Here is a 22,625-nt window from a genome sequence, read left to right as displayed (position 1 = left end):
ACCGTACCCGGCGAAGGGGACCGCACGAACAACCTGGGCCATACCTATACGGCCGCGCCCGAATACCACATCAGTCCCGGCGGCCACTTCAAGATCTGGTACGTCACCACGACCGAAGACCGGCCTGGTGCGGGCTGGCCGGAACTGGAAGACGAAGCCGACGGCGCCGTTCCCGAATACGTCCGCCGCTGCGCGGTATTCCTGGATGAATCCCGCCGCGTCATCGTGGAAGAACTGGGTTACCGTCCACCGCCCGTGGACTACGATCATCACGATCGATACGTGGCGATGGATGCGGACGATGGCGGGGACGGGCTATACGACGTCTATATTACCGATCTCCCGAGTCAGTTCAGTGGTTATACCCGCCCGGAAGCGGTCACGACCGGCGCGTCCCTTCCTTCGTACATCGTCGTGGACAACGATTACGCCGAGTCCCGGCGAACGGTGGAGAAGGCGTTGGACCTGCTGCGGATCACCGTCGCCCACGAGTACTTCCACGCCGTGCAGTTTGGCTATGACGCAGGGGAAGAGGCGTTTTGGCTGGAACAGAGCGCCGTGTGGATGGAGGAGCAGGTCTATGACGAGGTCGACGATTACCTGACCTACCTGCCCACGTTCAGCGGTTTCCTGACCGAGCCATGGATATCTCTCGATGCCTCGAACGGAGAGCATGAATACGCCGGCGTGCTCTGGCCGCTGTACCTGGAGAAGCGGCACGACAGGGACCTGATCCGCGGCATCTGGGAACGGGCCAGGACGAACCGGGCGCTGGATGCCATCGACGGGGAACTGCGCAGCGTCGGCAGCGATCTGAAATCCGCTTTCCAGGAATTCACCACGTGGAACGTCTTTACAGGGGACCGGGCCACCGCGGACCGGTTCTACGAAGAAGGCGCCACCTGGCCCCAGGTCGAACTGAGCGGATTGCATGAACCCGATCTCCAAGGCGCATCGGGCACGTACCTTTTCGATGGTCCCCTGATCCCCGCCCACCAGTATCCGGACCACCTCGCCGCGAACTACATACGCTTCGTCCCGGATCCGTCGCTTCCCGGCGGGCTGCGCATCGATTTCACGGGCATAACCGGGGAGTGGGGCGTTTCCGTGGCGGCCGGCGGTGATGCGGACACGGTGATGACGGTCCCCGCGACCCGGGGAGGCGTAACCATCGAGATACCCGATTGGACGCGGTACGAGACCGTCATGCTCGTGGTGGCGTCTCTCGATCGCACCGGTGACGATTTCGAATACGCTTACTCGGCGGCCTACGATCCCGGTCTTACGGGCGACGACCAGACTGGCCGGCCGATCGCCGCGTCCCTCACGACTTATCCGAATCCCTTCTACCTGAGCAGCGGGCCCGCCACCGTCAGGTACGAAGTCGGCCGACCGGGGGAGGTTCAGCTCACCCTGTACAACGTTATGGGCCGAAAGGTCCGTACGCTGGTGGACGGCAACCATGCAGAAGGCACGTTTACCACGACGTGGGACGGGAAAGACGATGCGGGAAGAAGGGTGGCCAGCGGGGTCTATCTGTGCCGGATGACGACCGGAGGAACGGCGGATCGCTCCGAAGTAACGCGCAAGCTGCTGTTCCTAAAATAGAAGATCCGGGAAGGACCGGATGATTTTCTCGCAGGTTTTGGCCGGATCTTCCCCTTCGTCCACGGTGATCCATTCGATGCCCCTGGTTTGCCTGAACCAGGTCAACTGGCGCTTTGCGTACTGCCTGGACCGCTGCTGAATGGCCGAAACCGCATCTTCCAAATCCAGTTCGCCCTCGGCGTACCGCAGCATTTCCGCGTAACCGAACGTCGACATGGCGTGGGTCCCGGGACCATATCCCCGGTCCGACAAGCCGTGGACCTCCGCTTCAAGACCCGACTCGATCATTTTCTCGACCCTGCAGTCGATACGCGCATAGAGTGCGGCGCGGTCACGGCGCAACCCGACCAGACGCATACCGCGCGATCGGGATTGTACGGGTCTTTCGAACCAGGAAGACAGGGTCGCGCCCGTCGCATCGTGGACCTCCAGCGCCCTTTCGATACGTTGCCGGTCGTTCGGATGTATGCGCCTGGCCGACACCGGATCGATTTCCCCGAGCCGATCGTGCAACGCGTCCGTGGAACGAGCCAGGTATCCTTCCGCCAGGCGTTTCCTGAGCGCCCGCGGGATCTCCGGCGCGTCGAACAGCCCGCCGTCAAGCGCCCTTATGTACAACCCCGCGCCGCCGACAACGAGGGCCTGGACCTCCCTGGCCGCAAGCTCCCGGATCGATTCCCGGGCCAGGCGGCCGTATTCGCCGGCGCTGAACCGGACGTCCGGATCGATCACGTCGATGAGGTGATGGGGGGCCGCGGCCTGCTCTTCCGCGGAGGGTTTGGCCGTGCCGATATCCATGTACCGGTAGATCTGGCGGGAATCCGCCGAGATGATTTCCGCATCAAAGCGCCGGGCTAGCTCAATAGCCACGGCGGTCTTTCCGACGCCTGTGGGACCCACGAGAACCGGTATGAGGCGGCTATCGGCGGCACCGGATGCCATCGGCCGGGAGGTCACGAGTCGTTCCCGGCGCCTGCCGCGGGTTCCCCGGCGCCTGCCGCTGCGGACTGTTTGCACGCGGCGGACCGCCAGTCGCGAACCGCCCGGGCGACGGCGACGACGGGGGCGGTCCAGATGCGGTCACGGTGTGCCCGGAGATAGCCGCACAACCCGCTGAAATCGGCCTCCGTCACGGAAAGATGCCCTTCCGAGATTCCGTGAAAGGTCAAAACGGCCCACTGTCCCTGATTCATCGCCTCCTCGACCAGACCGATCATCCCGGAACGGGCCTGGCGCTCCACGGGGAAGGAGTAGAGGTGGTGCAGATCGGCGGTCAGGGGGTGATTGGCGAAGTCCCCCTTGCCCCGGCCTGCGATATGGTGGCGGGCTACGACCGGAACGTAACTCCGGCGGCCCGGTCCCTCGCCGACGTGGGCATGGTAGCAGGGATAGCAGAAAGTGAAATCCACCTGTCCCGGGATGGCTTCGGAGATGCGCCGCCTGCCTTCGCCGATCTCCCACTCCATGTCGTCGAGGGTCATAGTTTCCAGGCAGTCGTCGCGGGTCTCCTTGAACGCGCAGGAACAGGGGTGGCTGACCGTATGGTTGCCCACCTCGTGACCGGTCGCGGCCACGGTCTTCCACGGAGCGAGCGGGCCGCGCCAGTCCGGTCCCCGGGGGTTGACGTAAAACGTGCCGAGTAGACCGTTTTCGGCCAGCAACGGCACGGCGCGGTCCAGCTGGGACCGCATCCCGTCGTCAAAGGTCAGGGAAACGGCGCCTTCGCATCCTTCCCGCCAGGGATGGAGGTGCCCACCGGTCATGAAATCCGCCTTTCATTCAACTTGATTGTATGCCATGCGCTCCGTATAATATACCATAACCGGTGCCCGGCAACCTGTCAATTTCCCATTCACCGACTCCCGTTACGCATACGAAAGAAAGTACCACGCGATGACCTACGGCGACCGTGACCAACTGCTGAGGGACGACACATACCTGATCCATCCCCTGCAGCACCGCGACGACCATGACGAGCCCCTGATCTGCATACGCGCCGAGGGCTCCACGCTCTTCGACATCGAGGGCAACCGCTATATCGACGGGCTTTCGAGCCTCTGGAACGTAAACGTCGGCCACGGCCGGCGCGAGCTGGCAGCCGCCGCCGCGGACCAGATCGAGGAACTGGGGTTCTTTTCCTGCTACGCGGGGGCGACGAATATTCCGGCCATACGCCTGGCCAGCCGCCTTAAGGAACGGGCGCCAGGCGCGCTGAACCATACCTTTTTCACGTCCGGCGGCGCCGTATCCAACGACAGCGCGATCAAGACGGCTCGGTACTTCTGGCAACGGGCCGGCAGGCAGGACAAGACCACGATCATATCCAGGAGACACGCCTATCACGGCGTGACCATAGGCGCCATGAACGCCACCGGGCTGGAGGCCTACTGGGAAGACTTCGGATCCAGCCTGCCCGGATACATCCATATCGACGCGCCCTATCCCTATCACTACAGGCCGGAGAACCCCGGGGTGGGGTGCGGCGAGGCGAGCGCCCTGGCCCTCGAGGAAGCGATCCTGCGGGAAGGCCCCGAAACGGTGGCCGCCTTCATCGGAGAACCCGTGCAGGGCGCGGCGGGCGTCATCGTGCCGCCGGAGGACTACTGGCCGAGGGTACGGGAAATCTGCACGAAGTACGAAGTGCTTCTGATCGCCGACGAAGTGATCACCGGGTTCGGCCGCATCGGCCACTGGTTCGGCGTGTCTTACTGGGACGTCGAACCGGACATCATCACCTTCGCCAAGGGCGTCACCAGCGGGTACGTACCGCTCGGGGGCATCATCGTCTCGGACGAAATACACGACTGCATCCAGAACGCCCCCGGGGACCGGAAGTGGAACCACTCCTTCACCTACTCCGGGCACCCGACCTGCTGCGCCGTCGGGCTTGCGAATCTCGATATCCTGGAGCGCGAAGGCCTCATCGAGCGTAGCAGGATCATGGGCGAAAAGCTGATGGAGGGATTGCGGACGCTGCGGACGCTGCCGCACGTGGGCGACATCCGCGGCATCGGGCTGATGGCCGCCGTGGAGGTGGTGGAAGACCCCGCATCCCGAAAACCCTACGATCCCGCGTCGAAGATCGGCGGACGCATCGTGAAAAACATGCTCGAGAACGGTATCTACACCCGTTGCCGGGGAGACAGCGTCAACTTTGCTCCCCCCTTCGTCGTCACCGCCGAAGAGCTGGACCGGATGATTAACGTAGCCGGAGAGGCCATTGAATCGGTTACGGCCTGAAGAGGACACAGGGACCAGGAGGCGCGCCATGAAACTCCTCATCGCGATCGTCAACAAAAGGGACATCCGGCATCTTACCGATGCACTGATCGACAACGATTTCCGGTTCACCGAAATCGGCAGCACGGGCGGATTCCTGCGCGCCGGCAACGTCACCCTGTTGATCGGGGTGGACGACGAACGCGTACCTCCCGTGCTCGAACTCATCCAGAACCACTGCCACGCGCGGGAGGAAGCCATCGACGTCGCGCAGATCGGCACCCATCTCGACGCGCTCGGGCTGGGCGAGGCGGTAACGACCATGGTAGGCGGCGCACAGGTGTTTATCATCCAGACCGAACGCATGGTCGTCGTCTGATCGGGGACCCTTCCTATAACCAGACTATCCGGGCGATTCGGGCGATCCGGGCGATCCGGGCGATCCGGGCGATCCCGGGCTGACGGAACAGGAGCACGGCGTTGAAAATCGGCATCATCGGGCACACCGGCTGCGGAGACTACGGACATTCCCTGGACCAGGCCTTCGTGGGCGTGGAGGGCGCCGAGATAGCCGCACTGGCCGATCCGGACGAGGCGGGCAGGCAGGAGGCGTTGCAACGCACGGGCGCGGCGAAAGGATACGCCCGGTACACGGATATGCTGGAGCGGGAGAAGCTGGACATCGTCGTCCTGGCCACCCACGAGATGAGCAACCATCTCGCCATGGTGCTGACCGCCGCCGAGCAGGGAACTCACGTATACGCGGAGAAGCCCCTGGCGCGCACCCCGGCCGAAGTGGACGCCATGGTGGAGGCCTGCGACCGCGCCGGCGTCCTGTTGATCATGGCCCACCCCTGGCGGGGACGGCCGGAAATTCAGCGCCAGGCCATTCCCATGATCCGGGACGGCGGGATCGGGGAGCCGCGATGGGCCCGCATGTACGGTTTCGGCGGAGAACACGGGGGAGACCAGTGGCTTATCGATCTCTATCCCCACTTCTTCGATTTCCTGTGGCAACTCTTCGGCGAACCGTCGTGGTGCCAGGCGATCATCACCCAGGACGGCCGTCCGGCCCGCCCGTCGGACCGCAAGGAAGGGCTGTTCGGCATGGGCACCTCCGCGGGAAACGGCCTTTGGGCCCATTACCAGTTCGACGGTTTCAACGCGGAGTTCGAGTCCTTCGCGGGCGACGGCATCGAGAACCCCTATCGCATCGACATCCACGGAACCGCCGGCACGCTCGTCCTGCCCGGCCCCACGCAGGACGGGCCGGACATCTACTTTCATCCCCATTCCAATCCGAAGCCCTTCGACGACGACCGCTGGGAAGTACTCGCCCACGAGCGGGTACCGGGCGGGGAGAAATGGATCAACGCCCACCATCGCATGGCCCGTTCCATGATGGACCTCATCGAAGGCGGAAAGCCCGAATACGCGCTCTGTCACGCACGCACGGCCCGCCGCCATATCGAAATGGCCATGGCGGCCCACCGTTCCCACATCACGGGCGCACGGGTCGTTTTCCCCTTTGCCGAAACGGGCAACCCCTTCGACACCTGGACGGAAGAAGGGCGGTCGTAGATGGACATGGACCGCTTCCGGCACCACCTGGCCGGACCCGTCGCCTCGATCAACACCCCTTTTCTCGAAAATGACGACATCGATATCGACGGATTGCGCCGGTTCGTGGATTTCTGCATCGAAGCCGGGGCGGGAACCGTCCTGTTCACGCCCGGTGACAGTCTCTATTCGGTGCTTACCGAGGCGGAGGTCGCCGAGCTGACGGCCTTTACCGCCGGTGTCGTGAACAAGCGGGCGCTGTTCATCGCGAGCGCGGGGTTCTGGTCCACGCCGCAGACCGCCGCCTTCGCGGAATACGCCCGGGACCGCGGCGCGGACGCGGTGATCGTCGCTCCGCCCGACCGCGGGATGACGGTGGACGGGCTCGTGGCGTACTACGGCGCGGTTTCGCGGGCCGTGCCGGCCTTCATCCTGAGCGCCGGCCTGGTGAGCGTGGGGGTCCGGGGCGCGCTTGAAACGGTCGAACGGCTCCTGGACGAAGTGCCGGGCGTCGTGGGATTCAAGGAAGACTTCGGTCCCGATTTCGCCCGGGGCGCCTGCGTCAGGGCCCACGACAAGTGGGTGATCTTCGCCGGCGGCCAGAAGCAGACCCACATGGACATGCTGCCCTACGGCTGCGACGGATATATGTCGACCTTCATCAAGTTCAAGCCGGACGTGGCCCAAACCTACTGGACCGCCATCGAACGCGGAGACCTCGATGGGGCCGCGGACGTCATCGCACGCTACGACATGCCCTTTTTCGACTATCTGTACAACACCTTTCCGGCGGGCGGCGACGCGGCGCAGCACGCCGTCCTGGAACTGGCCGGCATCTGCGGACGCTGGCGGAGAAATCCCCTGCCCGATCTCTCGGACGCGGAGATGGAGCAGCTCAAGGGGTTCCTGACGGACGGCGGCATGCTTAAATGAACATACGCACATGCAAATAGGCTATACGACCTGGGGCATGCCCAAAGTCCCCGTGGACCAGGCCCTTTCGTTCCTGCACGACCTGGGATTCGACGCGGTGGAATTGACGGTCCTGCCGAACTACACGACGGCCGTGGACGGGCTCGACGCCGGTGAACGACGGCGCATCAAGGCGCTCTGTTCCGGATACGGCCTGGCCATGCCCGCGGTCGCCGCCCACCGCTCGCTTCTCGAAGAGGACCCCGATGCCCATCGCGAAAACATGCGCCTGCTGAAACGGGCTGTCGATCTGTCCGCGGAATGGAGCGACGGACGCGGCGCACCGGTCCTGGACACGGTACTGGGCGGCGCGCCGGAAGACTGGGAAACCAGTCGGGACTTCATCTTCGATCGGGTCGGGGAACTGGTGGATTACGCCGCGGACAGCGGCGTGGTGATCGGGATGGAAGCCCACGTGGGATGCGCCCTGGACACCGCGGAGAAATCCGTCCAGCTCGTAGAGACCATGGACTCGCCCCACCTGGGGCTCAATTTCGACATCAGCCACTTCGACGTTCTGGGCATGCCCATCGAGGAAGCGGTCCGGCTCATGGCGCCCCACGCGGTTCATACCCACGTCAAGGACCAGCGGGGCCGCGTGCCCGATTTCGAGTTTCTCGTGCCCGGAGAGGGCGATTTCGACTTCCCGGCCTATCTGCGCGCCATGCACGCCGCCGGATACGAGGGTTCCATCACAGCGGAGGTCAGCAACATGGTGCAGAGGAAACCGGGATACGACCCTTTCGAAGCGGCCGCCCTGTGTTACCGGACCCTGGAAAAAGCCTTTTCCGAAGCCGGCGTGCCCCGGCCGTGAATACGATTTGCCATCACGCAGCGCGCTATTTGAGAACCCGATTATGAGAGGAAGATCATGGAATACCGCTATCTGGGCACGACCGGCCTGCAGGTGTCGCCGATCTGTCTCGGCACGGCCTTCCGGGGCGAGATCGACGAACACGCCGGCATCCGGGTGATCGAGACGGCCCTCGACCTGGGATGCAACTTCATCGACTCGGCGTTCTACGGGGAGGGGAGGTCCGAGAAGATCATCGGGAAAGCGCTCAAGGGCCGGCGCGAGCAGGTCGTGCTTTGCACCAAGATCTTCGGTACCGCGGGCAAGGGACCCAACTTCACGGGGCTTTCACGGTTCAACCTGATGCAGGGCGTGGAAAAAAGCCTGAAACGGCTGCAGACCGACTACATCGACCTCTACCTGGCCCACAGCTTCGACCCGGTCACGCCGCTCGAGGAAACCCTTTCGACCTTCGACGACATCGTTCGCCAGGGCAAGGTCCGATACATCGGCTGCAGCAACTGGCCGGTGTACAAGGTGGTGGATGCCCTCTGGACCAGCGATCGGCGCAACCTGGAACCCTTCGTCTGCCTGCAGTACAACTACAGCCTGCTGGCCCGGTGGGAGACCGAGCTCGAGCTCATGCCCATGGCCAGGGACCACGGGCTCGGGCTCATGTGCTACAGCCCGCTCGCCATCGGCCTGCTGACCGGCCAGTTCCGACGCGGAGCCGTACCGCCCGAGAACAGTCCCTGGGGGAAGAACCCCCGTCCGGGACTGAGCCGCTCGAAGTATCCCTTCGACGAGGCCATGACCGACAAGCTGGACGGCATCGTGCAGACGCTGATCGACGTGGGGGAAAAGTACGGGAAGACGCCGGCCCAGGTGGCGCTGGCCTGGATCCTGGACCACGAAGAGGTGACGGCCCCCATCATCGGCCCGGATTTTCCCGAGCAGGTCGAGGAATCCTTCGGGGCCGTGGGATGGCCGCTCGATCCGGAGGACCGCACCCGCCTGGACGAGGTCTCGAAGCCGGATCTTCCCGGGAAATACGCCTGAGTTCGACGAAAGGATGACGCCGGCCTGCCCTGCGTCGGGAGCCCGCCCGTAATAGACACCTTGCCTGTGATGGGCGCCGACCCGCCGGCCTGCCCTGCGTCGGGAACCCGCCCTGACCAGATGGCTCGCCCGCTACGGCGCCGACCCGCCCGTTATGGACGGCTCGCTCGCTACGGCGCCGACCCGTCAGCCGAAGGGTTCGTCCCGGTTCCCGGAAGGCGGCTTGCGCTTCTTCGCTTCCACCCTGGTGGCATTGTAGATGGCTCGAATGCGGCGGAACTTCTGCGCGACGAGCGCGATGAATACCACCAGGATCACGCCCAGGACGACCTGGTAGGCCGGATTCTCCCAGCCCAGGATAACCGGCCAGAGCGCGAGGATGGCGAGGATGGTGAAGCCCGCTTCGAGTTTTTCTTTCTTCGTCATATCCGGCTTCTCTCTTCCAGCATCCGGTTTCTCTCTTCCGGGTCCGACGTCTCTCTTCCGAAATCCGACGTCTCTTTCGGGTCCGCTGCCAATCAGAAATCGAATTCCACTTCCACCAGCCGGTTCTCTCTCGAGGCCGTTTCACACCCCTCAATGAGTTGTATCGGACCCTTCGCCCATTCCCCCGTGATCTCCAAAGGCAGGCCGGCGAGCAGGTGATCGGCCACGTTCTTGTAATAACCTTGCCAGTTATGTCCACGGTCATAGGGTTTCACCTCGACGACGCGGTGGCGGCCGTCGGCCGAGGCCATGGTCACCGTGCCCGCGCCGTCCCCGCCTTCCATGACGATCGATCCGGCGGTTCCCTGGACGGTCCACATGGGCCTGCGGGACGCATGGATGGATGAGGTCATGAACTGCGCCTCGACGCCCGCGTCGAAACGGGCGTAGGCCCGGCAGTAGTCCTCGTTGGTGCTGCTGTGCCAGACCCGCTTCATGTAGTTCCCGTAGAGCTTCGCCCGCTTGTTGATCCGGTTGCCCTGTCCGTCGTACCGCGGCACCAACTGCAGGATCTTCTCGAAATTATGAGCGCCCCAATCGTACATCGCCCCGCCGGAAACCGGCTTGTGGGACCGCCACGCCTGGCCCGGCAGGCCGTACCCCACCAGGGCGCTTTCGATCGAGTATACCTCGCCGATATCGCCCCGGTCGACGATCTCCCTCATCGAAAGGATGTCCGGATCCCAGTGCCGGTTATGGTACACCGAGATCATGACGCCCCGGTCCCGGGCCAGGCCGATCAGCTCGTCCGCCTCGGAAACCTTGACCGTGAAGGGTTTCTCCGTGATCACGTGCAGGCCCGCTTCAAGCAGCGGTTTCGCGACCGGCGCGTGGTAGGCGTGGGGCACGATGACGATGGCCAGGTCGATGAGCCCGCTTCCCGCCATCTCCCCGGCATCCACGAACATGGGCACGTCCTCGCCCTGCTCCTCCCGCGCCGCTTCCAGCCGGGTGGGGTCCCGGTCGCAGACCGCCCCCAGTTCGAACCCCTGCGTCGCGGCGATCTGCTCGCTGTGGTGCCTCCCCATGCCGAACAGCGGTCCGTAGCCCACCAGCCCGATCCGGACGGGCGATCCGTCGGTCATCCCGCACACGTAACGAAGCCCCTTGATCAACTGGTCCTGGAAGTCGGCATGGACGAAGGTGCGGTTGTCGTGGCCGAGGGCGGTGTAGAACACCCGTCCTTTTCCGTAATCCCGCAGGTAGCCCAACGGCTGGCGTTCGAGTTTCCAAATGCCGTGCTGGAACCACCTGAGCGGTGCTTCGGTCTTGATGTCCATGTTGTAGCATTCGTCCTGGACGCGGAAACTCCGGCTCATGCGCGGCAGGATGTCGTCGAAGGCCGGATCGACTTCCACGTCGAAGTCGCCCAGTGGATCGTGGCCGATGAACTCGGTGCCGATCATCTCGATGTAGTCGGCGTACTGCGCCAGTCCCGCGTTCGCGGTGTGCACGGCCAGCAATCCGCCGCCGTTCCGTACGTATCCGGTGATCCCCTTTTCCTGGTCCCGGGTCAGTTCTCCGGACGCGATGTAGAGCGCCACGGCATCGTAATCCGACGGGTCGCAGAGCGCGTTCCGGTCGTCGGTGACGTCCAGGGTGAACTGCGAAGCACCGTTCACGAGCCGCTCGAACATGGCGGCGAACTGGCTGAACGGCGGGCTGTGCGCGTTGATCAAGAGCAGTATTCGTTTCACGGCGGTCCCTTCTTAAGGCGGGTGGAAGAATATCAGGCTTCAGGCTGCCGCCTGCCGTTCGGCGTCCAGCGTGACCCGGATGCCGAACCGCAGATAGCCCAGCGAAAGCAGTACGCATGCCGGCCACCAGAACCAGTCCGGCAGCGGAGATTCCATGAGCATGTGCACGGTGTCCAGCACGACCGCCGGTGTGATGGCGATGATGGCCAGGTTCAGGAGCGTACGGTAAGGCAGCGCTCCTCCGGTGGACGCCGTGAAAAAGGATGCCACGTAGGCGTACAGCAGCGTCTGCACGGCCCGGTACGCGTAGGACAGCACGAGCAGTGTGGGAAAGAGCAGCGTATTGACCAGGGACCGGGTCCAGTCGGCGATCACGTACAGGTCCTCCCGGGTCAGCGTCTCCGGTGGTCCGTCCGGCAGGGACGTTACGTCGACCTGGTCGCCCTCTCCCCGGATAAATACTTGGGTGCGCGTAACCAGCACCGGCGCCTCGGTGTCGTCCAGGCTGGTGTACTGTCCGGTGGGGTCGATGACGGCCAGCACCATCCCGTCCCGGTCACGCAGGAGCGTCGGCCGGGATGAGGACGAGGACAGTTCGCCGCCGGACAGGCTGAGATCAGGGACCTGGTCGATATAAAAAGGGGCTTCCCGGCTGACCCAGTCATCCACCTGGTTCTGCATCTGGAGAGTGAAGGGAATCCAGGTCAGCGCCAGCAGCAACAGGAGGTACAGGAAGGTTCGATTTCGCCAGTGCCGGGCCGCATCCTCGTAAATCGCCCCGTCGTAGAAGGCCATCCAGAGCGGATGCAGCAAACTGAATCGACGCATGGCAAAATCCTAGACCGAATTGGCTACCGAGCCGTCCGACCTGAGCAACGTGTTCGCGGTATTCATCGGGGTGAAAACCGCTTCCTCCAGCCGCTCGTCGTCCAGTTCCACACCCAGGCCCGGGTCCCTGGGAATCGGGATGTAGCCGCCTTCCCGGCGTATGTTGGTCCGGTACAATTTGCTGGCTTCCGATTCATCGCCCTTGCTGTACTCCTGGGTCACGAAGTTGGGGATGCTGGTATCCAGGTGTACGGAAGCGGCGGTGATGAGGGGCGTCAGGAAATTGTGCGTCACGACGGCGCAGTGGTGGGCCTCGGCGATGGCCGCGATCTTCTTGCAGTGGGTCAGGCCGCCGGCGAGGGCCACGTCCGGCCGCACGTATTGCGGTCCCCCGTGGGCGAGGAGTTCCTGGAACTCCCAGATGGTGTTCAGGCGTTCTCCGTTCCCGACGGGGATCCCGATCCGCCGGGCGATTTCGCCCTGGGCCATGATGCTGTCGATCTGGATGGGGTCCTCGATGAAATAGAGGTTGAATTCGGTCAGCGCGTTGGCCAGGGGCATGGCGGTCAGCGGCGTCAGCTTGCGGTGGACCTCCACGATGAGATCCATGTCGGGACCGCCGCCTTCGCGCGCGGCCGCGACGAGATCCCGTGCGGTGCGGATCATCCGGTCGAGGGCCATGTCCTGGTAGCCGCCCGGCAGGGGATCGAACTTGAGCGCCGTGAAGCCCTCCGACGCCGCGTTCCGGGCGGATTCGAGCATGGCTTCCGGGGTGCCGCCGCCGCCCAGCAGGTGCAGCCTGACCCGGTCCCGGCAGTTCCCACCGAGCAGTTCCCAGACCGGAACCCCGAAGTGCTTGCCCTTGATGTCCCACAGGGCGATGTCGACGGCGCTGACCGCCCCGGACAGGGCGCTTCCCCGGAAGGGCGACATGCGGTAGAGATACTGCCAGTGATGCTCGATGCGGAACGGATTCTGACCCACCAGGTAGTCTTTGAACCGCTCCACGATCTGGTGCACGGCATCGGGATATCCCCAGCAGGCCGTCTGTCCGACCCCGGTGAGCCCGCTGTCGGTCCGGACGCGGATGACGTATCCGCCGCCGATGAAGTACGAGGCGATGTCTTCGATTTTCACTGCGGATACCTTTCTTCAATCCATGGTGGGGACCGGTTCTGCGCCTAGTAGTCTCCCCAGAACTGAATGCGGTTGCCTTCTGGGTCGGAGATGTCGAAACACGCTTTCCCGTCTTCGTTTTGCAGTCGGCGCAGGCGCAGTCCCCGGGATTTCAACGCTTCGTGAACAGCGCGCACACTGTCTACGTGAAAGCCGATCTTCTGCCGGCCCCCGTTGGGACTCGCGGCGCTGTGGAGACACAGTTGGCAGGAACCGGTATCGAATCTGAGAAAGCGTTGCTCCGCGAAAGGTTGCTCTTCCGCCGGCTGCAGCCCTACGACGTCCCTGTAGAACGCGGACACCGTTTTCATGTCCTTGACGAACAGAATGATGCTGCCGAGATTCATGGCCTGGGGGCGATCGCGCGTGAAACGGATATTGCCGGCTGTTCCGAATGCCAGCCATTCCAGAACTGTCGCACCTGGAGATGCCGGCAAACTCCTATCAAGTAAGCGCTGTTTCACCTACCCCGCAACCAGAAATCAGCCCCGCTGTCCGTAAAATCCCAAAATGCAGTTTTTACTTGAATACCCCCTTTGAAGCCCTGTATACTCTCTTTACAGATCATCGACACAATTCGCTGTTTCTGCATAGACCTTGGTACGGTCCGTCACGGTGCCCTGCTCCGACTGATCTACCGGAGTGTGGCGGTTCATCCACCGGAATGCGGCGGAAGTACGGAGGTTTCCCTTAGGAGATACACCATGATTACGGAAGAGTCCGGATTTAACTTCGATCCGAAATTTGAAGATCCCGAAAAGCTGAAAGCGTTGTCCCGCAGAGGGTTTATGGGCCGGATCGCGGGCGGTCTCGCCGCCGGAACGGCTCTCCTGTCCATGACCGGAAAGGCCGCGGCGAAGCCGCCAATGCCCGAAGACCACCTTCCGGAACCCGACGACGTGGCGTACTGGAACTGGGTGGCCGACCAGTACATCATCCGCGACGGCGTTTCCTACATGAACACCGGAACGCGCGGACCGTCCCCGGGTCCGGTGCACCGGGCGCAGATCGCCGCGCTCGAAGGCGCGAACACGGATTACAAGAGTTACACCAGTTACGTCTACAACAGCGACTTCCGGGCACAGATGCGGGAGAAGATGGCGAAGTACCTCGGCTGCAAGTCGAACGAGGTCGCCTTCACCAACAACACGACCGAAGGCATGGTCTTCGGCACCTTCGGCATCGATATGGAGCCGGGCGACGAGATCGTGACGACCAATCACGATCACTCCAGCGGCGTGCAGCCCATCAACCTCCGGGCCGTCCGCCAGGGGACGAAGACCGTCATGATCGACCTCTCCGCCCCCGAGTACCACCCGCCCGACAGTCCCGACGCGCTGCTCAAGGCCTTCGAAGCCGCCATCACGCCGCGCACGAAGATGCTCAGCTTCTGCCATATCAACTATGGCGATGGGCTCGTCCTCCCTGTGAAGGAAATCTGCGAGATGGCCCGATCGAAGGGCATCATCACGCTGGTCGACGGGGCGCAGCCTCCGGGCATGCTCGACCTGAACATGCACGACCTGGGTTGCGACATGTACGCGGGGCCGTGCCACAAGTGGATGATGGCGTCCATGTACACGGGCTTCTTCTACGTGAAAGAGGATATCCTGGACCAGGTGTGGCCGACCCTGTACGCCGGTCCGGTGAACGGACTGACCATGTACGGACAGGAACCCACGGGCTTCGCCAAGGTGTTTTACGAAGAGTACCTGGCAGGCGCCTCCAAGTTCGAACTGCGGGGTTCTTCCAACGCCCCGGCACGGGTCGCCATCGACGCGGCGCTGGACTTCCACAACATGATCGGACCGGCCGCCGTCGAGAGCCGGAACCGCTACCAGGCCACGCGCGTGGCCAATGCCCTGCGCAACATGGACGGCGTGGAAGTATACAGTTCGCCCGATCCCCGCATGAGCGCGGCGCTCGTTTCGTTCAAGGTCACCGGCGTGGGTACGCGCGATGTCAACGACATGCTGTGGGATCGCCACCGTATCTATATCCGGAACGTCACGCACGACGAGATCAACTGGGACGCCAACCGGACGTCGATGCATATCATGGTGACCGACGCGCAGACCGACCAATTTATCGGCGCCATCGAGGAAATCGCGAAAGAGAAGCGCCTGTAATTCTGGACGATCAGCTCCGGAGGGAGGCGTAATGGCCTATCTGCGTCACCTCGCATTGCGGTGCCGGGACGTGTCGGTCTCGCAGCGTTTCTACGAGGATGTGATCGGCTTTACCTTTATCGGCCGGCGGGGCAACGGCGAGGCCGTCGATCTCAGCGACGGCACCGCCAACATCACGCTGCTGCCCCATGACGATCCGTCGCGGCCCTCGCTAGAGGAAGGCGAGGAGTATATCCATTTCGGCGTGCTGGTGGACGACCTTCACGCCGCCTGGCACAGGGTCCGGAACTGGGGTGCCAAAGCGCCGAAGACCGTGAAGGGCCGGGACGCCATCTCCTCCGATACCCCGCCGGAGATCGCTTTCAAGGCCATCGATCCCGACGGCAACATCGTCGACATTTCCGGTGACCGGGACGAGTGGCGGGGCGTGAAGATATGACCAAGGGTTGATTCCCCGGTTTCGATCAACCTCCTATGCGTATGCTCAAATCGGCCGCCCTTTCCATTGACAAGTCCGCCGCGAGGGCGGCCGAGTTGTTTGATTTCTCCCGTGGACGCGTCTCGCCCGGCACCCTTACCGCCGCCCTCTGGCCGGGCCTGGTCCGGTCCCTGGTGCGCCAGTTCAGTCAGGGCGTGGCCGGGGTTACCGGAACGAACGGCAAGCATACGACCTGCCGGATCCTGGCCGCGATTCTGCAGCAGGCCGATGCCCGGACGCTCTACCCCGAAGACATCGCCCCATCCCTCGACGAAGTGGTCTCCACCCTGGTACGGGCGACCGACCGCCGCGGAAGGATCCAAGCGGACTACGGCGTGTTCGGATTCGAGACCGGCATGCTCGACCGGGCGATCAAGATATGCAATCCCGGTACGCTCGTACTGAACAACCTGTACGACGACGAAGCGGTGCAGGGGGTCGACCGCGCTGCCCTGATCGGGAAGTGGTGCGACTGGTTCGGCACCATGTCCGCCGGACAGCACATCCTCGTCAATGCAGACGATCCGGTCCTCTGCGGCGGACTCACGCGCGGCGTGCCGCCCAGGTTGACCTATTACGGCGTAGAGGATGAACGCCTGCACCTGGCGGATGCGGCCACCCCGGAGGTGCCCTGCCCCCGGTGCGGCGTTCCACTGACCTATCGCATCACCAGCCTGGCCCACCTGGGCGACTACGTCTGCAAAGGCTGCGGTTGGGAAAGGCCGCTGCCCACCGTCTACGCGATCGATGTGGATCTGGAACCGGATGAATCGAACTTTCGGATCATCACGCCGCGGGGTCCGCTGGACGTGCGCCTCCGTCTCTCCGGGTTGCACAACGTGTACAACGCCGCGGCGGCCGCGGCGGCCGCGTTATCCCTCGGCCTGAGTCCCGTGACGATACGAAAGGGCCTGGAATCCGTGAGGTCCACCGGAGGACGGGACGAACGGGTGGTGATTCATGACCGGGAAGCCCGCCTGATGACAATCAAGAACAGGACCTCGCTCCTCGAAGCACTCAGGACCTGCCGGCTGGACCGGCAGCGGGGCCATTTCCTGTTCCTTCTGGACGAGGCCGTACAGGGAGGACGCGACGGGCCGTGGATCGTGGATGAAGACCTGGTAGGCATGGTAAACCATTCGAGGTCCGTGCACGTGGCCGGCGCGGGCGGCGCGCACCTGGCCCTGATGGACGAGCAGATGGACGCGGAAGACATGGCTTCAGCCGCGGACGTTAGCGACGTGTTTCACGACATCATGCGGCGGCTCACCCCGGGCGACCGCCTGTGGGTCCTTGCGACCGAAAGCGCCATGTACGCAGTCAGGCGGGAACTGCGGGACATGGGAGTTATCTGAGCGCGGCTGAAAGTGACAGCACGACGTCAGTGCCAGCGCGGCCGTCAGTTCCAGGGCGGCCGGTCGCTCCCCTTGAACGGGTAGTGATCGCCGGGTCTGAACCGGGGGAGCGGAGGGTAGTTATTGATTCCGTCCACGGCCTCGCCCCGGCACAGGTATGCGGGGAAGTTCTCGCGCTTGATGCGTGTGGTCGTGGGTATATAACGGAGGGTCAGCCCGCACCGGCGACGGTCTGAAAGATTGGCCTTCGAACCGTGTATCAGGTAGGGATCGTGCAGGGACACGCCGCCCGCCGGCACGACGACATCGACCGCCTCGGATTCATCCACCTTCACATCCAGTTCCGAACTCAAAACGTTATCCCCTTCGGTTCTACGGTGCCGGTACAGATGCTGGCCCCTGTGGCTGCCGGGTATGACCCGCATGCACCCGTTCTCCGGGGTCGAGTCGTCCACGGCCAGCCAGATGGTAATGACTTCCATGGGCTCCAGCGGCCAGTAATTCCCGTCCTGGTGCCAAAGCACCGGCTGCCCGTCCCCGGGGGGCTTGCTGATGTAATGGGCTGCGAAGAGCGCGATGTCGGGCCCCAGAAAGGGTTCGATGACGTCGATGAGCCGGGGGTCGGTACAGAGGCGGATCCAGAACGGATCGTCCACGATGAGGTGGTGATGGTACTGCTCCGGCCGGACGTCGGGGTACTTCTCTCCCATCCACTCGACATGGCCCTGGGCTTCGGCGGTCAGATCGCCGTCGATGACCCCGGGCAGGACGACATAGCCATCTTCCTCGTACCGGCTTACGATATCGGCGCCGTTCAAACCGGACCTCCCCGCTGTTCGTGTTCAAGGTGTTTTCGCAAGGCGCGGCCCACGATGCCGATCTGGTGCTTGAAGTCCTGAAACGTGTAGCTCTGGTGGAAGTCCCAGTAGCTGTTCCACACCGCGTCCCGTTTGTTCCTGACCTCGGCGTACCGTATCAATCCGCGACCCGCCTCCGACCTGATCAGGTTGTCGTAGGTTTCCCGCGTGACGTAGTAGCCGTACCGGTCATCCGCGATTTCATAGCCGTACTTGATCATGGACCTCGGCCGTTTGGAGAAATGGGCGGCCCTGGCATGGAGGATGGATGGATAGGTTATGGCCAGCGATCCCGCCTTTACCGTGAGCTTCTCCTGGCCCCGGATCCACCCGAGCTTGCCGGTCTGGCTCGGTGTATACAACCTCCGGTGACTGCCGGGCAGCAGCATGGTCGGTCCCATGTTCTCGGCGACGTCCTGCGGATAGTACATGCAGAGGAGCTCCGTCAGCGGGCGGTCCGCCATCCACGTGTCGTCCACGTGCCAACCCCCGCCGTCGCTCGTTCCGCCCGGTGTCAGGTGGTTCCAGAACCGGAAGGGACTGATGGCGATATCGGGCGATTCGAGCAGGTAGGCCACGAAATCCACGACTCGTGGATGGGCGAGAAGGTCGCCGACACTCTCCCGCTCGAACACCGAGATGCCCTTGTAGGCCAGGCTGTCCCCGCTGATCCGCGCCACCAGTTCCGCTTCGAACCAGTCTTCGAGCAGGACGTAATCCGTGTCCACGAACTGCTTCTTCAGCGCCCTGAAGTCATCGGCCATCTTCGGCTCCTTCCCGCGGGTGGTGCTTAGGCGCCGTTTCCTGTTTCCTTGCGCCGTGGGGCGTATGGGGCAGGCCGCCGCCCGGTGGGAAGAAACGCTCCAGGATAAACTCGTGGCCCAGTTGGTTATGGGTGTTTTCCAGGGGATACTCGACTTTCGGGAAGGAGATGATACGCCAGCCGTCCGCCAGGGCCTCCTTGATGTTACAGTAGGGACATTCGTGGCGGGGATCGAACTGGTACTCGGCGTCAAAGGGTCCGAAATAGTTCCAGGAGATCACGTCGGCCGTGATCTGGTCCGCGTTCGCCCAGATTTACAGCAGGTGCTGCCGGGGTTCACCCGTCATCGCCTTCAGCGCTTCGAGATCCTCGAGTGATACTCCCCCGCCGCCAGCGATTTTCGTTTCGGCGCGGTTTACCCATTCCTCTATTGTACCGGCCATTCTTCCTCCCACAAGACGCCATTCCGATGCGCCGTCAGCGTCTACCTTTGCTGTCGGCGTCTACCGGTCAATTTGATATCTGTCTTACTTAATATCTGTCTTACTATAATTATCCAGTAATTACGACAGCGTCAACCGGTCTTCCCCCGGGCACCGGTTTTTCGGGTTCCGTTGCCGATATGAAGGGATCAAAACACAAGCCCCCGGCCGAAACCGGGGGCTCGTATATAAAATAAAAAGGCGGAGAACGGGAAACCGGCCAACAAATGCTGACTCGAAGCACGATGTCAACCGCGAGTCGTCTCCCGGTCCCTCACTGAATATATATATCTTCGCCGGCGCGGCGTCAAGCTCAAATTCCAGGCCGGAAAGCCGTACCCTAGTCTCCCGCGAAAACCGAACGGGCGGTCTCCGTCCACAAAAGAATAGAATGGTTGACACCCCACCGGGGACTGTGTATTTTGTTGGTTCCCACTATGCTGTGTACTACCTTGACAGAAACGCGTACGCACGTCGGCAGATCAGCTTGTCCGTGATGTACAGACAGGAGAATCCGATGAGTTCTGACCAATTCGACTTTGCCATTGCCATAGGCGGCGCCGCGGGCCAGGGTATCGCCACACCGGGCAACGTGCTCGCCCGGATATTCATTCGCCGCGGACTGCATCTCAACGCCTACAATGCCTACCAGTCGATCATCCGGGGCGGTCATATCTTCCTCACGATGAGGATCAGCGATCATCCGGTCCACAACCACGGCGACAAGCTCGACCTGCTGGTCTGCCTGAACCAGGACACGATGGACCGGCACCTGGGCCTCATGGGACCCGGCACGCGGGTCCTCTACAACAGCGACACGATCACGCCCGGCACCTCGGAGGACGGCGTGCACCTCTGCCCGCTGCCCATCAACGAACTGACCGACAACAACCGCAACAAGCTCGTGCAGAACACCGTGGCGCTCGGGACGATCCTCTACCTGCTCGACGTGGACTTCCAGATTCTGGAAGACATCATCACCATGCAGTTTCAGCGCAAGGGACAGGAAGTGGTCGACGAGAACGTGGGCGTGGCCCGCGCGGGTTACGACTACGCCGCGGCGCACTTCGAACCCTTCGCGCAGTCCCTGCCCTCCGGCGGCAAGCCGCTTGCCGTATGGACGGGCAACGACGCGCTGGCCATGGGCGGCGCCTCCGCCGGGGTCAAGTTCTATTGCGCCTATCCCATGAGCCCGTCCACGGGCGTCCTCCACTGGATGGCGCAGAACGCGCGGGAACTGGGCATCATGGTGCGCCAGGTCGAAGACGAGATTGGCGTGGCCAACATGGCCATCGGCGCCGCCCACGTGGGTTGCCGGTCCATGTGCGCCACGTCGGGCGGCGGCTTCGCGCTGATGACCGAGGCCGTGGGCAGCGCGGCCATGATGGAAATCCCGGTCGTCTTCATCGACGTGCAGCGCGCCGGTCCATCCACGGGCGTACCGACCAAGACGGAGCAGGGCGATCTCTGGCAGGTTCTCGGCGCGAGCCAGGGCGATTTCGAGCGGTTCATCGTGGCGCCGACCGATGCGCTGGACGCCTTCAATACCGTACCCGAACTGTTCAACCTGGTGGATCAATTCCAGTGCCCGGGCATCGTGATATCCGATCTGCTGATCTCCGAAGGCACGTTCAGCGTCGACCCGGACGCCATCGACATGCAACCCGGAATAGACCGGGGGGAGCTGATCACCGAGTCCAGTAACGGCGCGAGCGACATCCCGACGGGTTCGCAACTTTCCAACGGACACGGGCTAATCGGCGCGCCGAGCAACGGTTACCTGCGGTACGAGAACACGGAGACTGGGATTTCTGCCCGCGCGCTGCCGGGCGTGGAGGGATACGCACACGTGGTGGCCACCGACGAACACGATGAAGACGGCGTCCTGGTCAGCGACGAGTTCACCAATCCCCACAAGCGGCGCAAGATGGTTGAAAAGCGGGCCCGCAAGTTCAAGAACGTTGCGGAGCGCATCGATGCGCCGGTACTCTCGGGTTCGAGCGCAGAAGATGCCGTGATCACGCTCATTGGCTGGGGATCGACCCTCGGCGTGATCAGGGAGGCGGTGGAAATCCTGCACCGCGATGGCGTCGCCGTAAACCACCTGCCGATCAAGTGGATCGTCCCCCTGCACGTGGACGCCATCCAGGAAGTTTTCGACAAGGCGAAAAAGACCGTGATCGTGGAGAACAATCATTCCGGCCAGTTCCACCGGTACCTGCGTAGCGAGACCGGGCTTTCGGCCGACGGCCACATCCGGAAGTACGACGGCGAGCCGTTCATGCCCCATCATATCGTGGACGGCGTCCGGGAGCTGCTGGCCGGAACGACGGACATCTTCGTGCCCTATCAAGAAGTCATCGTCTAAGGAGTCTTCAACATGTCAGTGGAAACTTTACCACGCGAGGAAGTGGAAGCGAAACCGGTAGCGCCATTGAAAGCGAAGGACTTCAAGGGCAAGGTGGATCCGGACTGGTGTCCCGGATGCGGCGATTTCGGCGTGCTGAGCAGCCTGCAGCGGGCCTGCGTGAACCTGGGACTCCGGCCCCATGAGATCCTCACGATCAGCGGGATCGGCTGCTCCTCGAATTTCCCGGGGTTCTTCAACTCCTACGGCATGCATACGCTGCACGGACGTGCCCTGGCCGTGGCCACGGGCGCGCAGATGGCTAACCACGAACTCACCGTGTTCGTCACGGGGGGAGACGGCGACGGCTACGGGATCGGCGGGAACCATTTCACCCACACGGCGAGGCGGAACGTCGATCTGACCTATATCGTCATGGACAACCAGATCTATGGTTTGACCACGGGACAGGTATCCCCTACCAGCAGTATCGACATGCGGACCAAGAGCACGCCCTTCGGCAGCGTGGAAGCGCCGATAAACCCCATCACGGCGGCGATCATGAACGGCGCGACCTTTGTAGCCCGGGCCTTCAGCGGCGACGCCCGCCATCTGACCGGGCTCATCGAACAGGCCGTCCAGCACCGCGGCTTTGCGCTGATCGACGTATTCAGCCCCTGCGTCACGTTCAACAAGGACAACGACTACCCCTTCTTCAAGCAGCGCGTCAAGAAGCTGGAGGACGAAGGACACGATCCCGGAGACTGGAAGACGGCCTGCGAGAAGGCGATGATCTGGGGAGACGAGATCTACACC

The 22,625-nt window shown here is 63.1% G+C and carries 22 protein-coding genes; 12 read left to right on the top strand and 10 right to left on the bottom strand.

Features of this window, described 5'->3' with window-relative positions; all coding sequences use genetic code 11:
* Nucleotides 1-225 precede the first annotated feature (225 nt).
* The gene (locus F4Y38_10495) at nt 226-1,608 is read left to right on the top strand and encodes a T9SS type A sorting domain-containing protein (protein MXY49703.1); all 1,383 of its coding nucleotides are present in this window, start codon (nt 226-228) and stop codon (nt 1,606-1,608) included.
* Here the strand turns inward: F4Y38_10495 and miaA are convergent.
* Together miaA and F4Y38_10485 are read right to left on the bottom strand one after the other, a co-directional pair.
* Entirely contained in the window at nt 1,600-2,565 is a 966-nt protein-coding gene (gene miaA, locus F4Y38_10490) for a tRNA (adenosine(37)-N6)-dimethylallyltransferase MiaA (GenBank protein MXY49702.1), read from the bottom strand. The genes F4Y38_10495 and miaA overlap by 9 nt on opposite strands.
* Nucleotides 2,562-3,371: a polysaccharide deacetylase family protein gene (locus F4Y38_10485; protein ID MXY49701.1), complete on the bottom strand. Its 810-nt coding sequence runs from the start codon at nt 3,369-3,371 to the stop codon at nt 2,562-2,564. The genes miaA and F4Y38_10485 overlap by 4 nt, the downstream gene beginning before the upstream one ends.
* Nucleotides 3,372-3,501: 130 nt before the next feature.
* On the opposite strand from F4Y38_10485, the gene F4Y38_10480 reads away from it, so the two are divergent.
* From F4Y38_10480 to F4Y38_10455, 6 genes are all read left to right on the top strand, one after another.
* Nucleotides 3,502-4,848, top strand: a complete 1,347-nt coding sequence (locus tag F4Y38_10480; GenBank protein ID MXY49700.1) for an aspartate aminotransferase family protein — start codon at nt 3,502-3,504, stop codon at nt 4,846-4,848.
* Between the two features lie 28 nt (nt 4,849-4,876).
* Nucleotides 4,877-5,206, top strand: coding sequence for a hypothetical protein (locus F4Y38_10475; protein ID MXY49699.1), 330 nt, complete (start codon nt 4,877-4,879; stop codon nt 5,204-5,206).
* 101 nt (nt 5,207-5,307) lie between these two features.
* Nucleotides 5,308-6,408 (top strand): Gfo/Idh/MocA family oxidoreductase, encoded by a 1,101-nt coding sequence (locus F4Y38_10470; protein ID MXY49698.1) that lies wholly within the window; start codon nt 5,308-5,310, stop codon nt 6,406-6,408.
* Nucleotides 6,409-7,320 carry a dihydrodipicolinate synthase family protein gene (locus F4Y38_10465; GenBank protein MXY49697.1) on the top strand — a complete coding sequence of 304 codons (912 nt, stop codon included), beginning with the start codon at nt 6,409-6,411 and terminating at the stop codon, nt 7,318-7,320.
* A gap of 10 nt (nt 7,321-7,330) precedes the next feature.
* Entirely contained in the window at nt 7,331-8,173 is an 843-nt protein-coding gene (locus F4Y38_10460) for a sugar phosphate isomerase/epimerase (GenBank protein ID MXY49696.1), read from the top strand.
* Nucleotides 8,174-8,230: 57 nt separating this feature from the next.
* Entirely contained in the window at nt 8,231-9,211 is a 981-nt protein-coding gene (locus F4Y38_10455) for an aldo/keto reductase (protein MXY49695.1), read from the top strand.
* Nucleotides 9,212-9,397: 186 nt separating this feature from the next.
* Here F4Y38_10455 and F4Y38_10450 read toward each other — a convergent pair whose 3' ends face one another.
* The 5 genes from F4Y38_10450 to F4Y38_10430 all read right to left on the bottom strand — a co-directional run bounded on the left by F4Y38_10450 (nt 9,398) and on the right by F4Y38_10430 (nt 13,745).
* A complete protein-coding gene (locus F4Y38_10450; protein MXY49694.1) occupies nt 9,398-9,637 on the bottom strand; it encodes a hypothetical protein in 240 nt (79 codons plus the stop codon).
* A gap of 92 nt (nt 9,638-9,729) precedes the next feature.
* Nucleotides 9,730-11,394, bottom strand: a complete 1,665-nt coding sequence (locus F4Y38_10445; protein MXY49693.1) for a hypothetical protein — start codon at nt 11,392-11,394, stop codon at nt 9,730-9,732.
* A 39-nt stretch (nt 11,395-11,433) separates the two neighbouring features.
* Complete coding sequence (locus F4Y38_10440) at nt 11,434-12,222, bottom strand: DUF1189 domain-containing protein (GenBank protein MXY49692.1); 789 nt, start codon at nt 12,220-12,222, stop codon at nt 11,434-11,436.
* Nucleotides 12,223-12,231: 9 nt separating this feature from the next.
* Nucleotides 12,232-13,359, bottom strand: coding sequence for a mandelate racemase/muconate lactonizing enzyme family protein (locus F4Y38_10435; protein MXY49691.1), 1,128 nt, complete (start codon nt 13,357-13,359; stop codon nt 12,232-12,234).
* Between the two features lie 44 nt (nt 13,360-13,403).
* Nucleotides 13,404-13,745, bottom strand: coding sequence for a hypothetical protein (locus tag F4Y38_10430; GenBank protein ID MXY49690.1), 342 nt, complete (start codon nt 13,743-13,745; stop codon nt 13,404-13,406).
* Between the two features lie 357 nt (nt 13,746-14,102).
* Between F4Y38_10430 and F4Y38_10425 the strand changes: the two genes are divergently transcribed.
* From F4Y38_10425 to F4Y38_10415, 3 genes are read left to right on the top strand one after another with little or no spacing between them, the layout of a single operon-like run.
* Nucleotides 14,103-15,527, top strand: a complete 1,425-nt coding sequence (locus F4Y38_10425; protein ID MXY49689.1) for an aminotransferase class V-fold PLP-dependent enzyme — start codon at nt 14,103-14,105, stop codon at nt 15,525-15,527.
* 31 nt (nt 15,528-15,558) lie between these two features.
* A complete protein-coding gene (locus F4Y38_10420; protein ID MXY49688.1) occupies nt 15,559-15,966 on the top strand; it encodes a VOC family protein in 408 nt (135 codons plus the stop codon).
* A gap of 35 nt (nt 15,967-16,001) precedes the next feature.
* A complete protein-coding gene (locus tag F4Y38_10415) occupies nt 16,002-17,360 on the top strand; it encodes a DUF1727 domain-containing protein (GenBank protein MXY49687.1) in 1,359 nt (452 codons plus the stop codon).
* 44 nt (nt 17,361-17,404) lie between these two features.
* Here the strand turns inward: F4Y38_10415 and F4Y38_10410 are convergent, their stop codons facing one another.
* The 3 genes from F4Y38_10410 to F4Y38_10400 are packed head-to-tail and all read right to left on the bottom strand — an operon-like array spanning nt 17,405 to nt 19,261.
* A complete protein-coding gene (locus F4Y38_10410) occupies nt 17,405-18,178 on the bottom strand; it encodes a phytanoyl-CoA dioxygenase family protein (GenBank protein ID MXY49686.1) in 774 nt (257 codons plus the stop codon).
* A complete protein-coding gene (locus F4Y38_10405) occupies nt 18,175-18,981 on the bottom strand; it encodes a phytanoyl-CoA dioxygenase family protein (protein ID MXY49685.1) in 807 nt (268 codons plus the stop codon). Before F4Y38_10405 ends, F4Y38_10410 begins: the two co-directional genes overlap by 4 nt.
* Complete coding sequence (locus F4Y38_10400) at nt 18,971-19,261, bottom strand: hypothetical protein (GenBank protein ID MXY49684.1); 291 nt, start codon at nt 19,259-19,261, stop codon at nt 18,971-18,973. Before F4Y38_10400 ends, F4Y38_10405 begins: the two co-directional genes overlap by 11 nt.
* Nucleotides 19,262-19,979: 718 nt before the next feature.
* On the opposite strand from F4Y38_10400, the gene F4Y38_10395 reads away from it, so the two are divergent.
* Together F4Y38_10395 and F4Y38_10390 are read left to right on the top strand one after the other, a co-directional pair.
* On the top strand, nt 19,980-21,830 hold the full coding sequence (locus F4Y38_10395) for a 2-oxoacid:acceptor oxidoreductase subunit alpha (protein ID MXY49683.1): 1,851 nt from the start codon (nt 19,980-19,982) through the stop codon (nt 21,828-21,830).
* Nucleotides 21,831-21,842: 12 nt separating this feature from the next.
* The coding region (locus tag F4Y38_10390) for a 2-oxoacid:ferredoxin oxidoreductase subunit beta (protein ID MXY49682.1) at nt 21,843-22,625 on the top strand (783 nt) is incomplete at its 3' end.

The organism is Gemmatimonadota bacterium (assembly GCA_009838645.1).
Taxonomy (GTDB): Bacteria; JAAXHH01; JAAXHH01; order JAAXHH01; family JAAXHH01; genus JAAXHH01.
The sequence above is the reverse complement of the archived record's forward strand: the minus strand, read 5'-3'. Positions and strand labels throughout refer to the sequence as shown.